Source organism: Sphingomonas mangrovi (assembly GCF_047975845.1).
In the GTDB taxonomy this organism is placed as follows: Bacteria; Pseudomonadota; Alphaproteobacteria; order Sphingomonadales; family Sphingomonadaceae; genus Sphingomonas.
Window position 1 is genome coordinate 292,827 of the sequence record NZ_JBIUCZ010000001.1, and the last position, 13,020, is coordinate 305,846.

The following is a 13,020-nucleotide window of genomic DNA, read 5'->3' on the forward strand; positions in this document are numbered from 1 at the left end:
TTCCGTCCGCCGCGTCGCCGGGTACACTCGCGACATGATCCGCCTCCGTCCCCGCTTCGCCTCCGTTGCCGCGCTCGCGCTGGCAATGCCCATGCTGCTCGCCAACGGCTATGACGACGTCGATCCGCGGATCGGCACCGGCGGCGAAGGCCACACCTTCCCCGGCGCCGTCGCCCCGTTCGGCATGGTGCAGCTGAGCCCGGATACCGACACGGGATGCGAGATCCGCGAATGCTATCCGCACGCGGCCGGCTATCGCTACGACGATCCGACCATCCAGGGGTTCTCGCACACCCATTTTTCGGGCGCGGGCCATTCGGACCTCGGCGACTTTCTGGTGATGCCGGTGTCCGGCGACGCCGTGCCGCTGGAGCCAGGCGATCCCAAGCAGCCGGGATCGGGCTATCGCTCGCGCTTCAGCCATGCCGACGAGGTCGCCCAGCCCGGCTATTATGCGGTGACGCTCAGCGACGCCGGCGTGCGTGCGGAGATGACCGCAGGCACCCGCGTCGGCGTGCATCGCTACACGTTCCAGAAGGACAAGGCCGCGCACCTGCTGCTCGATCTGCGCAGCTCGCTCTACAACTATCCCGGCAAGATCCTGTGGTCGTCGCTGCGGATGCGGCCGGACGGCACCGTCACGGGCTCGCGGATGACGCGCGGCTGGGCGCCGGGGCGCAAGCTGTTCTTCGCGATGCGCTTCTCGGCGCCGGTCCAGAGCCACGCCTTCGTCAGCACCGAAAAGGACGTGAAGTACAAGGGCTTCCAGACCCCCGGCCGCGGCAGCGATGCGGTGGCCGAGCGCATGGGGCAGGCGCTGGTCGGGCGGCTCGACTTCGGCACGCTCGAAGCGCCGCTGGAGGTGAAGGTCGCAATCTCCTCGGTCGACGAGGCGGGGGCGATCGCCAACCTCGCCAGCGAGGACGGCGGGTTCGACGCGGTGCGCGCGGAAACCCGGGGCGCCTGGCAGAAGGCGCTGTCGGCGGTCGAGATCGACGCCCCCGCGCCGATGCGCCGCAACCTCTACACCGCCCTCTACCACACGCTGATCGCCCCCTCGGTCGCGGGCGACGTCGACGGGCGCTATCGCGGGCCGGACAATGCCGTGCACCAGGCGGACGGCTTCACCTTCCGCTCGACCTTTTCGCTGTGGGACACGTTCCGCGCCGAGCATCCGCTCCTGACGCTGGTCGCGCCCGAGCAGGCCAACACCGACATGGTCCGCTCGCTGATCGCCAGTCAGAAGGCGAGCCCCGACGGCATCCTGCCGGTGTGGCAGTTCCAGGGGCGCGAGACCTGGACGATGATCGGCTATCACGCGGTGCCGGTGATCGCCGACGCGTACCTGAAGGGGATCGGCGGGTTCGACGCGAATGCGGCGCTCGACGCGATGGTCGCGAGCGCGACCTACGCGCCCTACGGCGGTCTGGGCGACTATCAGAAGCTGGGCTATGTCGCGATCGACCGCGAGCCGGAAGCGGCGTCGAAGACGGTCGAATATGCGTACGACGACTGGACGATCGCGCGCATGGCCGAGAAGCTGGGACGTAGCGACGTGGCCAAGCGCTTCTACGCGCGCGCCGGCAACTGGCGGAACAGCTTCGATGCCAAGACCGGCTTCGTCCGCGCCCGCAAGAGCGACGGTGCGTTCCGCACCCCGTTCGATCCGACCGCGATCAACTATGGGTCCGACTATACCGAGGGCAACGCCTGGCAGTACAGCTGGTTCGTGCCACAGGACCAGGCGGCGCTGTTCCGCGCGATGGGCGGGGACGCCAAGACTGTCGCCAAGCTCGACGCGATGTTCGAGTACGACAACTCCAAGCTTGACTACAGCCATGCCGAGGACATCGCCGGGCTGATCGGCCAATACATCCACGGCAACGAACCGAGCCACCACGTCGCCTATCTCTACGCCTATGCCGGCGCGCCGTGGCGCACCCAGGCACGGCTCAAGCAGATCGTCGACAGCCAGTACAAGCCGACGCCCGATGGCCTGTCGGGCAACGACGACCTCGGTCAGATGTCGGCGTGGCTGATGTTCACCGGGCTCGGCTTCTATCCCGTCACGCCGGGCAGCCTGGAATATGTGATCGGCCGCCCGTTCGTCGAGCGCGCGGCGATGAACCTGCCCAACGGCAAGCGCTTCACCGTGGTGACCGAGGGGCTGAGCGACGCCAACCTCTACGTCGGCAAGGTGTCGCTCAACGGCAAGCCGCTCGCCCGCACCTATCTGCGTCACGACGAGATCATGGCCGGCGGCGAGCTGCGCTTCACCATGCAAGCGGCGCCGAACCGCAGCTGGGGTACGGCGGCAAGCGCGCGTCCCTATTCGATGAGCACCCGGCGCTGAGGCTGTAGACGATCCCCGCCTCTGTCCGTCACCCCAGCGAAAGCTGGGATCTCCCCGGGGGCAGGCGGAGCAGGAGTCGCACGAGACCCCAGCTTTCGCTGGGGTGACGGAGATAATTGCGGCGATATCTCCACCGCGAGGAAAACGGGAACACCATGCTGGAAGTGTGCATCGACGAGCCCGCCGGGATCGAAGCGGCGGTAGCGGGTGGAGCAGACCGGATCGAGCTTTGCGCGGCGCTGTCGGTCGGGGGGCTGACCCCGCCCGCGGCGCTGGTCCGTCTCGCCGCGCAGGCACCGATCCCCGTGCACCTGCTCGCCCGTCCGCGCGACGGCGACTTCCGCTACACCGACGTCGAGGCGGCGATGATCGCCGACGACATCACGCTCGCGGCGGACGCGGGGCTTGCCGGAGTGGTGATCGGCGCGAGCGCGGCCGACCGCTCGCTCGACGCGCCGCTGCTCGCCCGACTGGTGGCCCATGCGCGCGACGCGGGGACGAAGCGAGGCGCGCCGCTGTCGCTGACGCTCCACCGCGCCTTCGATCTGTGTCCCGACTTGCCGGCGGCGCTCGATGTCGCGATCGAGCTGGGCTTCGACCGCGCGCTCACCTCGGGCGGCGAGCCGCGCGCTGTCGACGCGCTGCCGATGCTCGAGGCGCTGCACCGCCGCGCCGCCGGGCGGATCACGATCCTCCCCGGCAGCGGCATCGATTCCGCCACCCTGCCCGCGATCCTCACCACCGGCGTGGTGGAGGCGCATGCCTCGTGCCGCAGCGCGACCGGGGATGCTGGGGAGGTCGAGCGTCGGTTCGGCTTCCAGAGCGGGCCGCGGCTGCGCACCGATGCGACCAAGGTGCGCGAATTGAAGCGTATCCTGCAATCGGCACGATAGGACCTTGTAGCGTACCAATCTGTAACTTATCATCCGCCGCATGGAACAAGGGGCAACGACGGTGGACGCGCGCGCCACCCTGATGGCGAGCGAAGCGCGCGAGGCCGGCGATGCCGTCCGCCGCCTGCTCGATGCCAATGCGGCGACGCTGGCGACGCTTGGCGAGCGGCTCCGGGCGAACCCGCCGAAAGTGGTCGTCACCGTCGCGCGCGGGTCCTCCGACCATGCCGCGACCTACGGCAAATATCTGATCGAGACGCTGGTCGGGGTGCCGGTCGCCTCCGCCGCGCCGTCGGTGGCGAGCGTCTACACCGCGACGGTCGCGCCCGGCGACTTCCTGTGCATCGCGATTTCGCAGAGCGGCCGCAGCCCGGATCTGCTCGCAACCGTCCAGGCGCAGAAGGACGCCGGCGCACATGTCGTCGCGCTCGTCAACGACGAGAGTTCGCCGCTCGCGGGCATGGCCGACACGCTCGTCGGGCTGAAGGCGGGCCCCGAGAAGTCCGTGGCTGCGACCAAGTCCTACATCACGTCGCTCGCCGGACTGGCCGCGATCGTTGCCGCCTGGAGCGAGGATGCCGCGCTCGGCGAAGCGCTCGCCGTGCTTCCCGAAGGGCTGCATCAGGCGCGCGATCTCGACTGGAGCGCCGCGGGCGACGCCCTCGCCGACGCCTGCAACCTCTTCGTGATCGGCCGCGGCTACAGCCTCGGCATCGCCCAGGAAGCGGCGCTCAAGTTCAAGGAAACCAGTGGCTTGCACGCGGAAGCGTTCAGCGCCGCTGAAGTTCGCCACGGTCCGATGGCGATCGTTGGCGAGGGGTTTCCGGTGCTCGCCTTCGCGACCTCCGATGCGGCCGGCGACAGCGTGCGCGAGGCGGCGGCCGAATTCGCCAGCCGCGACGCGCGTGTCTGTCTTGCCGATGCGCGTGCGGGTCTCGACGCGACGCTGCCGAGCATCGCCGGCCATCCCGCGATCGAGCCGATCCTGATGGTGCAGAGCTTCTATCTGATGACCAATGCGCTGGCGGTGGCGCGCGGCTTCGATCCCGACCGCCCGCAGCATCTGCGCAAGGTTACCGAAACCCGATGACCAAGATCCGCTTCGCCAACGGCCGCGTCCTGACCGCCGACGGCACGCTCGACGGCGCGACCTTCGAGGTCGTCGAAGGCCGCATCGTCGAGATCGACGCCGCGGCCGGCGCGGCCGACGAGGAGATCGACCTGGCCGGCGGGTTCGTCGTCCCCGGCTTCATCGACGTGCAGGTCAACGGCGGCGGCGGCGTGCTGTTCAACGACGAACCGACGGCCAAGGGTATCGACGCGATCGGCCGCGGCCACGCGCCATTCGGCACCACCGGTTTCCTGCCGACCCTTATCAGCGATCCGCCAGAAGCGATTGAAAAGGCGCTCGATGCCAACGAGGCGGCGATCGAAGCCGGCGTGCCCGGCTGCATCGGCGTCCACATCGAAGGCCCGGTGATCAACGCCGCGCGCAAGGGCATCCACGATCCCGAGAAGTTCCGCCGGCTCGACGCGACGCTGATCGAGCTGCTCGCCCGCCCGCGTCAGGGCAAGGTGCTGCTGACGCTCGCGCCCGAGATGGTGTCCGAGGAGGATATCCGCACCCTCGCCGCCGCCGGCGTGATCCTGAGCGTCGGCCACAGCGATGCCGACCACGACACCGTCGCCGCGGCGTTCGCGGCCGGGATGACCGGCGTCACGCACCTCTACAACGCGATGTCGCCGCTCAAGCACCGCGAGCCCGGCGTCGTCGGCGCGGCGCTCGACAGCGGCAGCGTCTATCTCGGCGTGATCGCCGACGGCTTCCACGTCCACGACGCGGCGTTGCGCATCGCGATGCGCGCCCATCCGCGCGACCGCTTTATGCTGGTGACCGACGCGATGTCCTGCGTCGGTTCGAACGTGAACAGCTTCGAGCTGCACGGGCGTACCATCCGCGTCGAGAACGGCTGCTGCCTGGGCGAGGACGGCACGCTTGCCGGCTCCGCGCTGGACATGACGGGGGCGTTCCGCCACGCCGTCACCCGGCTCGGGCTCAGCCACGAGGACGCCGCGGCGATGGCCGCGACCAATCCGGCGGCATTCCTGGGGCTGTCGCACGATCGTGGCGCGCTCGCGCCGGGGCTGCGCGCGGACTGGGTTTGCCTTACCCACGACCTGCAGCCGGCAGGCACCTGGATCGCCGGCACCAAGATCGCCTGACCTTTTGGAGGACGCCCTGAGCACGACCACGCCGACCGTATCGATCGACGACCAGGCCGGAGCCATCGTCCTTCACGCTCCGATGCAGGGCTGGCGCAGCGCGCTGGCCGAAGTGCCCGATCCGGTGTTCGCGCAAGGGATGCTGGGCGCGGGCGTCGCGATCGACCCGACCGGCGACACCGTCCACGCCCCGTGCGACGGCGTCGTGCGCGCGCTTCAGCCGACCGGCCACGCGGTGACCATCGCCGCCGCCGAGGGTGCCGAGATCCTGATCCACGTCGGCGTCGACACGGTGGCGCTCGGCGGCCGCGGGTTCGAGCCGCTGGTCGCCGCCGGCGATCGCGTCTCGCGCGGCGATCCGCTGATCCGCTTCGACCTCGACCTTCTGGTGCGAGAAGCGCCGTCGGTGGTCACGCCGGTCCTGCTGCTCGAGAGCGAGCACTATGCGCTGGCGGCGCTCGGCGATGCGAACGGACCGGTCGCGGTCGGCGATCCGCTGTTCACCCTCGTCCCGCGCGACGTCGCCGCACCGGCGGAAGCCGCGGATCGGGACGGCCCGGTCGTCGTGCGCGAGCTGCTGGTGCCGCTGGCGCATGGCATCCACGCCCGCCCCGCGGCGCGAATCCGCGAGACCGCGGCGCGCTTCTCGGCCGAAGTCACCATCGCGAAGGGCGAGCGTTCGGCCAATGCGCGCAGCCCTGTCGCGCTGCTGACGCTCGGCGCACGGCTGGGCGACGCCATCCGGATCGAGGCGCACGGCGCCGACGCCGAAGCCGCGGTCGCCGCGGTCGCCGACCTGATCGCGAGCGGCATGGGCGAAGCAGCCGACCCGAGCACGCCGCCGCCCGCGGCCGAGCCGGTCGCCGCCCCCGCCCCGCCCGCTACCCTGTCGGCCGACGGACGGCTCGCCGGCGTCACCGCCTCGCCCGGCGTGGCGATCGGCCATGCCCGCACGCTCCACCTCGCCGAGATCGCGGTCGATCCGGTCGGCGTCGGCGCGGAGGAAGAGCGGGCGCGGCTCGAGCAGGCACTGCGCAGCCTCGGCACCAAACTCGATGCCGAAGCCGTCAGCGCCAGCGGCCCGCGCCGGTCGATCCTCGCCGCGCACCGCGCGATGCTCGACGACGCCGGGCTGCGGGACGCGGCGCTGGCGGTGATCGCGGACGGCGGCAGCGCCGGCCACGCCTGGCGCGAGGCGATCCGCCCCCAGGCCGAGGCGCTGCGCGCGACCGGCGACGCCCACCTCGCCGAGCGCGCCGACGACATGCGCGACCTCGAACGCCGCGTCCTGTCGCTGCTGATGGGGATCGAGGATGCGCCGATCGCCTTCCCGCCCGACACGATCCTGCTCGCCGAGGATCTGCTGCCCTCGCAGCTGATGGCGCTCGATCCCGCCAACGTCGTCGGCTTCTGCGTCGAAAAGGGCGGCCCGACCTCGCACGTCGCGATCCTCGCGGCGAGCATGGGGCTGCCGGCCCTGGTCGCCACCGGTCCTGCGCTGCACGCAATCGCCGAGGGATCGATGCTGATCCTCGACGCCGACGCCGCCGTGCTCCAGGTCGCGCCCGAGGCGGACGCACTCGCCGCCGCCCGCGACCGCGTCGCCGAGCGGCACGCGCGCCGTGCGGAGGCGCAGGCGAACGCCGCCGCCCCCTGCCACATGGCCGGCGGCGAGCGCATCGAGGTGTTCGCCAACCTCGGCTCGCGCGCCGATGCCGAGCTGGCGGTCGTCAATGGTGCCGAGGGCTGCGGGCTGCTGCGCACCGAGTTCCTGTTCCTGGAACGCGACACCGCTCCCTCGCTCGCCGAGCAGACCGCGGAGTATCAGGGGATCGCCGACGCGCTCGGCGGCCGCCCGGTGATCGTGCGGCTGCTCGACGTGGGCGGCGACAAGCCCGCGCCCTATCTGCCGATCGCGCCCGAGGAGAACCCGGCGCTGGGCCTGCGCGGTATCCGCGTCGGCTTCGCCAATCCGCAGCTGCTCGACGAACAGATCCGCGCCATCCTGCGCGTCCAGCCCACCGGCCAGTGCCGCATCATGATCCCGATGATCGCCAGCCTCGACGAGCTGCGGCAGGTCCGCACCGCCGTCGATCGTCTTCGTACCGAGCTCGGTATCGCCGAGCCGGTCGAGGTGGGGGTGATGATCGAGACGCCGGCTGCCGCGGTCACCGCCGACCTGCTCGCCGCCGAAGCGGACTTCCTGTCGGTGGGTACCAACGACCTCACCCAATATGCGCTGGCGATGGACCGCGGCAATCCGGCGGTCGCCGCCGGCATCGACGGGCTCCATCCGGCGGTGCTGCGGATGATCGCCGAGACGTGCCGCGGTGCCGCCCGTCACGATCGCTGGACCGGCGTGTGCGGCGGCCTCGCTTCCGATCCGCTGGCGGTGCCGATCCTGCTCGGTCTCGGCGTCACCGAGCTGTCCGCCACCGCGGCGCTGGTGCCGGAGATCAAGGCGCTGGTCGCCAGCCTGTCGATGGACGCGTGCCGCGCCCACGCCGCCGCCGCGCTCCAGTGCGGGTCCGCCGCCGAAGTCCGCACCCTCGCCCGGGAGTTCCGCGCATGAAGATCCTCGAAGCGCTGCAGCCGCTCGGCCGGGCGCTGATGCTCCCGATCGCGGTGCTGCCGGTCGCGGGGCTGATGCTCCGGCTCGGCCAGCCCGACCTGCTCGACATCGCCTTCCTCAGCGCGGCCGGCGATGCGCTGTTCTCCCACCTGGGGCTGCTGTTCGCGATCGGCGTCGCCACCGGCTACGCCCGCGACGGCAACGGCGCAGCCTGTCTCGCCGGCATCGTCTGCTTCCTGGTCGCGACCGAGGCAGCGAAGGTGCTGCTGACGGTCCCGCCGGAAGTCGCCCAGGGCATGGATGCGAGCGCCGCCGAACTGGCTGTCGCGGCGTGGAAGGCCAAGGCGATCGCCCGCCTCGACGTGCCGATCGGCATTCTGTCGGGCCTCACCGGCGGCATCTTCTACAACCGCTTCTCGGGCATCAAGCTGCCGGAATATCTCGCCTTCTTCGGCGGGCGGCGGTTCGTGCCGATCGTCAGCGGCGTTGCCGGGCTGGTGCTTGCGATCGCCGTCGGCACCAGCTTCCATGCGCTGAGCGCCGGGATCGACGGCATGGGTCACGGCATCGCCGATGCCGGCGGCTTCGGCCTGTTCGCGTTCGGCCTGCTCAACCGGCTGCTGCTGGTGACGGGGCTGCACCACCTCCTCAACAACGTCTTCTGGTTCGTGCTGGGCGACTACAACGGCGCGGCGGGCGATCTCCGCCGCTTCTTCGCGGGCGACCCGGACGCCGGCAGCTTCATGGCCGGCTTCTTCCCGGTCATGATGTTCGGCCTGCCCGCCGCGTGCCTCGCCATGTACCGCACCGCGCTGCCCGAGCGACGCAAGGCGGTCGGCGGCATGTTGTTCAGCCTCGCGCTCACCTCGGCGCTGACCGGCGTGACCGAGCCGATCGAGTTCAGCTTCATGTTCCTGGCGCCGGTGCTCTACGCGGTACATGCGGTGCTGACCGGCCTGTCGATGGCGCTGATGGACGTGCTGGGCGTCAAGCTCGGCTTCGGCTTCTCGGCCGGGCTGTTCGACTATGCGCTCAACTACGGCAAGTCGACGCGTCCGCTGCTGCTGATCCCGGTCGGACTCGTCTATTTCGCGCTCTACTACGGCATCTTCAGCTTCGTGATCCGGCGCTTCAACCTCCAGACGCCGGGCCGCGAGCCGGAAGCGGCCGCCCCCGCGACGGGCGCCAGCGTGTCCGCCGACGGCCGCGGCGCGGCCTTCGCGCAGGCGCTCGGCGGCGCGGCGAACCTCACCGAGGTGGGCGCCTGCACCACCCGCCTGCGCCTGATCGTCGCCGACCAGAGCAAGGTGGACGAGCCGACGCTCAAGGCGCTCGGCGCACGCGGCATCATCCGCCCGTCGGACAAGGCGGTGCAGGTGGTGCTCGGCCCGATCGCGGATGTGGTCGCGGTCGAGATCCGCGACGCGCTGGCGATGCCGATCGCACTGGCACCGAGCGAGGCGCCAAAGGAGTCGAGCGAAGCCCGCCTCACGCCCGCGCTGGTCGCGGCGCTGGGCGGCGCGGCGAACGTCGGCTCGGTGAGCGTACACGGCAACCGCATCCGCGTCGAGCTGGCCGAGGCCGTCGCCGAGCAGGACAAGCTGGCGGCGCTCGGCGTCCGTGCGGTCGCGCAGCCTGCCGCAGGGCTCGCCCATCTGCTGGTCGCACCCGACGCGGTCGACGGGCTGGTCGCGCGCGGCTGAGCGCCGCCTCAGGCGTCGAGCAGCCGCTCGATGTGTGCGGCGAGCGCCTCGGGCTTGGTGGTGGGCGCATAGCGTTCCACCGCCAGGCCCTGGCGGTCGACCAGGAACTTGGTGAAGTTCCACTTGATGCCCGTGCTGCCGAGCAGCCCCGGCGCTTGACGCTTCAACGCACGGAAGATCGGCGCGGCATCGTCGCCGTTGACGTCGATCTTGGCGAACAGCGGGAAGGATACGTCGTAGGTCAGCGAACAGAAGGTCGCGATCTCCGCCGCATCGCCCGGCTCCTGCGCGCCGAACTGGTTGCACGGAAAGCCGAGCACCGCGAAGCCGCGGTCGACGTAGCGACGGTGCAGCGCCTCCAGCCCCTCATATTGCGGCGTGAAGCCGCATTTGGAGGCCGTGTTGACCACCAGCAGCACCTTGCCGGCATGGTCCTCCAGCGTGGTGCTGCTGCCGTCGGTGCGGGTCACGGGGATGTCGGTGATCGCGGTCATGGCGTCGGCTCCTCGCTTATCCCAGCACGCCCTCGTGCAACCGCACGACGCGATCCATCCGCTGCGCGAGCCGCTCGTTATGGGTGGCGATCAGCGCGGCCGATCCTTCGTGGCGGACGAGCCGCAGGAACTCGGCGAGCACTACGTCGGCGGTCGCCTCGTCGAGGTTGCCGGTGGGCTCGTCGGCCAGCACCAGCGCGGGCTGGGTCGCGAGCGCGCGGGCGACGGCGACGCGCTGCTGCTCGCCGCCCGACAGCTGGCTCGGGCGATGGGCGAGACGGTGACCAAGCCCGAGTGCCGAGAGCAACGCCTGCGCGCGCGCCTCGGCATTGGGCCGCTCGCTGCCGGCGATCAGCTGCGGCAGGACGACGTTCTCGACCGCGTTGAAGTCCGGCAGCAGGTGGTGGAACTGGTAGATGAAGCCCAGCCGTTCGCGCCGCATGGCGGTGCGGCCGGCGCTGTCGAGCCGTGCCGCCTCGACGCCCGCGATGCGGATCGATCCCTCGAACCCGCCCTCGAGCAGCCCGACCGCCTGGAGCAGCGTCGACTTGCCCGACCCAGAAGGCCCGAGCAGCGCGACGATCTCGCCGGGCCCGACCGCCAGGTCGATGCCGCGCAGCACGTCGATCGTCTGCTCGGCCTGGGTGAAGCTGCGCCGCAGCCCCTGAGTCTGCAGCACCGGTTCAGTCATAGCGAAGCACCTGCACGGGATCGGTGTTGGCAGCCTTGAAGGCCGGGTAGAGGGTGGCGAGGAAGGCCAGCAGCAGCGCGACCACCGCGATGGTCGCGATCTCGACCGGGTCGACCTTCGACGGCAGCGTGGTGAGGAAGCGCACGGTCGGGTCCCAGATGTTCTGGCCGGTGACCAGCCCGATGAAGCGCACGACCGCCTGGCGGAAGTGGAGGAACACGAAACCGAGCACCAGCCCGGCGCCGACGCCGAGCGCGCCTACCGTCGTACCCACGATCATGAAGATCCGCAGCAGGCTGGCCCGACTCGCCCCCATCGTCCGCAGGATCGCGATGTCGCGGGTCTTGGCACGCACCAGCATGATCAGGGACGACAGGATGTTGAACACCGCGACCAGGATGATGATCGACAGCACGGTGAAGGTGACGATCCGGTCGACCGCCAGCGCCTCGAACAGCTGCGAGTTGAGCTGGCGCCAGTCGACGATCTGGCCGCGGTTGCCGACCTTGTCGACCAGCGGCGCCATGATCTGCTCGACCCGATCGGCATCGACCGTGTCGATCTCGATCATGCCGATGCCGTCGCCCATCATCAGCAGCGTCTGGGCATCCTCGAGCGGCATGATCACGAACGCCTTGTCGTAGTCGTAGACGCCCACCTCGATGATCGCGCCGACGCGGTAGCTCACCATGCGCAGCGCCGTGCCGAACGGGGTCGCCGGCCCCTGCGGGTTGATGATCGAGATGTCGCTGCCGACGCGCGCACCCAGCGACTCCGCGAGCCGCGACCCGATCGCGACCGTGCCGCTGTTGGGGACGAGCGCGGTGAGCGATCCCGCTTTCACATTGTCGCGGATCGTCGGGTTCGAGAGGATGTCGGCGGTCTGCATGCCGCGCACCAGCGCGAAATCGGATCGGCCGTTCAGCGTCGCGAACAGCGGCTGCTCGATCAGCGGCGTCGCCGAGGTGACGCCCGGCGTCTTGCGCGCGTCGTCGAGCACCTGGCGCCAGTCGCGCAGCACATTGTCGTACCCGCGCACCACCGCGTGGCCGTTGAGCCCCACGATCTTGTCGAACAGCTCGGCGCGGAAGCCGTTCATCACGCTCATCACGATGACCAGCGCGGCGACGCCGAGCATCACGGCGATGAGGCTGATCCCGGCGACGAGGGCGATGAACGCCTCCCCGCGTCCGGGCAGGAGATAGCGTCGGGCGATCATGCGCTCGTAGCTGGACAGGAGCATCGGCTGGGTGGGTCCCGAGCAGGAGGTGGGGTGTCGCCCCGCCTTAGGTGGCGACGGCGGCAGTGGCAATCTGGCCTGTTGCGCAATGAACACAGGGTGAAGCGATTCGGTCCGCCGACCGCTCGCAGCTGGTGACAAGCGCCGGCCCGCACCGTAGCAGGTCCCCACGAAACGCAGGCAAACAGGCCGTGGTTCGGGGAGGCTTCCAAGCCCCGCTGTCCTTCGGGGAAGCAGCGCGCGGGCGGGAAGCTGACAAGGGGGCTGACGAGCGATCGTCACGCAGGCGCTCGGATCGGAAACGATCCGGGCGTTTGTCGTTTGGGGGCTCTGACAAGCCAGTTCTCGTCATGCTGACGGAAGTCAGCATGTGGATTCACATTCGAAGTGCAACAGTTGGAATGCCTCGGCGGGGGTACGGAAGCCGAGGCACTTTCTGGGGGTGTTGTTGTAGGCGCGCGCGACCCGTTCGACAAAGGTCGCAGGGATGCTGTCGAGGTTGGTCTTGCGGGGGAGATAGCGCCGTATTCGCCCGAGTGCGTTTTCGACGCCGCCTTTCTGCCAGGGTGAACGCAGTTGGCAGAAGAAGGTGGGGATGCCGAGCGCGGCGAGGCGGTGGTGCTCGGCGAACTCGGTGCCGTTGTCGAAAGTAATAGAGCGCCGCAGCGCCGGCGGCAGGGGAGCAAGCCAGCGGGCGAGCTGCTCGGCGACCGGTGCGGCGGCCTTGCCGGGCTGGCGGACGAGGAGGGTGAGGCGCGAGCTGCGCTCATGGGCGGCAAGGACCATCTGGCCGCGGTCGGAGAAGAGCAGCGTGTCGCTCTCCCAGTGGCCGGGCACCCTGCGATCGTCGG

10 protein-coding genes are annotated in these 13,020 nt (G+C 70.3%); 6 read left to right on the top strand and 4 right to left on the bottom strand.

Annotation, left to right across the window (positions count from 1 at the left end):
- Positions 1-34: 34 nt before the first annotated feature.
- The 6 genes from ACBY01_RS01280 to nagE all read left to right on the top strand — a co-directional run bounded on the left by ACBY01_RS01280 (position 35) and on the right by nagE (position 9,744).
- A complete protein-coding gene (locus ACBY01_RS01280) occupies positions 35-2,353 on the top strand; it encodes a GH92 family glycosyl hydrolase (RefSeq protein WP_416458937.1) in 2,319 nt (772 codons plus the stop codon).
- Between the two features lie 155 nt (positions 2,354-2,508).
- A complete protein-coding gene (locus ACBY01_RS01285; RefSeq protein ID WP_416458938.1) occupies positions 2,509-3,246 on the top strand; it encodes a copper homeostasis protein CutC in 738 nt (245 codons plus the stop codon).
- A gap of 40 nt (positions 3,247-3,286) precedes the next feature.
- On the top strand, positions 3,287-4,336 hold the full coding sequence (locus tag ACBY01_RS01290; protein ID WP_416458939.1) for an SIS domain-containing protein: 1,050 nt from the start codon (positions 3,287-3,289) through the stop codon (positions 4,334-4,336).
- On the top strand, positions 4,333-5,469 hold the full coding sequence (gene nagA / locus ACBY01_RS01295; protein ID WP_416458940.1) for an N-acetylglucosamine-6-phosphate deacetylase: 1,137 nt from the start codon (positions 4,333-4,335) through the stop codon (positions 5,467-5,469). Before ACBY01_RS01290 ends, nagA begins: the two co-directional genes overlap by 4 nt.
- Before the next feature lie 82 nt (positions 5,470-5,551).
- Positions 5,552-8,041, top strand: coding sequence for a phosphoenolpyruvate--protein phosphotransferase (gene ptsP / locus ACBY01_RS01300; protein WP_416458953.1), 2,490 nt, complete (start codon positions 5,552-5,554; stop codon positions 8,039-8,041).
- Positions 8,038-9,744: an N-acetylglucosamine-specific PTS transporter subunit IIBC gene (gene nagE / locus ACBY01_RS01305; RefSeq protein ID WP_416458941.1), complete on the top strand. Its 1,707-nt coding sequence runs from the start codon at positions 8,038-8,040 to the stop codon at positions 9,742-9,744. The genes ptsP and nagE overlap by 4 nt, the downstream gene beginning before the upstream one ends.
- 8 nt (positions 9,745-9,752) lie before the next feature.
- Here the strand turns inward: nagE and ACBY01_RS01310 are convergent, their stop codons facing one another.
- From ACBY01_RS01310 to ACBY01_RS01325, 4 genes are all read right to left on the bottom strand, one after another.
- Complete coding sequence (locus ACBY01_RS01310) at positions 9,753-10,238, bottom strand: glutathione peroxidase (RefSeq protein ID WP_416458942.1); 486 nt, start codon at positions 10,236-10,238, stop codon at positions 9,753-9,755.
- 16 nt (positions 10,239-10,254) lie between these two features.
- Positions 10,255-10,929 carry an ABC transporter ATP-binding protein gene (locus ACBY01_RS01315; protein WP_416458943.1) on the bottom strand — a complete coding sequence of 225 codons (675 nt, stop codon included), beginning with the start codon at positions 10,927-10,929 and terminating at the stop codon, positions 10,255-10,257.
- Complete coding sequence (locus tag ACBY01_RS01320; RefSeq protein ID WP_416458944.1) at positions 10,922-12,172, bottom strand: lipoprotein-releasing ABC transporter permease subunit; 1,251 nt, start codon at positions 12,170-12,172, stop codon at positions 10,922-10,924. The genes ACBY01_RS01315 and ACBY01_RS01320 overlap by 8 nt, the downstream gene beginning before the upstream one ends.
- Positions 12,173-12,532: 360 nt before the next feature.
- Positions 12,533-13,020 (bottom strand): IS30 family transposase (locus ACBY01_RS01325; RefSeq protein ID WP_416458945.1); only part of this gene is annotated, 488 nt, incomplete at its 5' end.

Bases quoted from the DNA above. Each gene is read 5' to 3' on its own strand.
- ACBY01_RS01320 (WP_416458944.1), bottom strand. From the start codon at position 12,172: ATGCTCCTGTCCAGCTACGAGCGCATGATCGCCCGACGCTATCTCCTG.
- ACBY01_RS01285 (WP_416458938.1), top strand. From the start codon at position 2,509: ATGCTGGAAGTGTGCATCGACGAGCCCGCCGGGATCGAAGCGGCGGTA.
- ACBY01_RS01290 (WP_416458939.1), top strand. From the start codon at position 3,287: ATGGAACAAGGGGCAACGACGGTGGACGCGCGCGCCACCCTGATGGCG.
- ACBY01_RS01310 (WP_416458942.1), bottom strand. From the start codon at position 10,238: ATGACCGCGATCACCGACATCCCCGTGACCCGCACCGACGGCAGCAGC.
- nagA (WP_416458940.1), top strand. From the start codon at position 4,333: ATGACCAAGATCCGCTTCGCCAACGGCCGCGTCCTGACCGCCGACGGC.
- ACBY01_RS01280 (WP_416458937.1), top strand. From the start codon at position 35: ATGATCCGCCTCCGTCCCCGCTTCGCCTCCGTTGCCGCGCTCGCGCTG.
- ptsP (WP_416458953.1), top strand. From the start codon at position 5,552: ATGCAGGGCTGGCGCAGCGCGCTGGCCGAAGTGCCCGATCCGGTGTTC.
- ACBY01_RS01315 (WP_416458943.1), bottom strand. From the start codon at position 10,929: ATGACTGAACCGGTGCTGCAGACTCAGGGGCTGCGGCGCAGCTTCACC.
- nagE (WP_416458941.1), top strand. From the start codon at position 8,038: ATGAAGATCCTCGAAGCGCTGCAGCCGCTCGGCCGGGCGCTGATGCTC.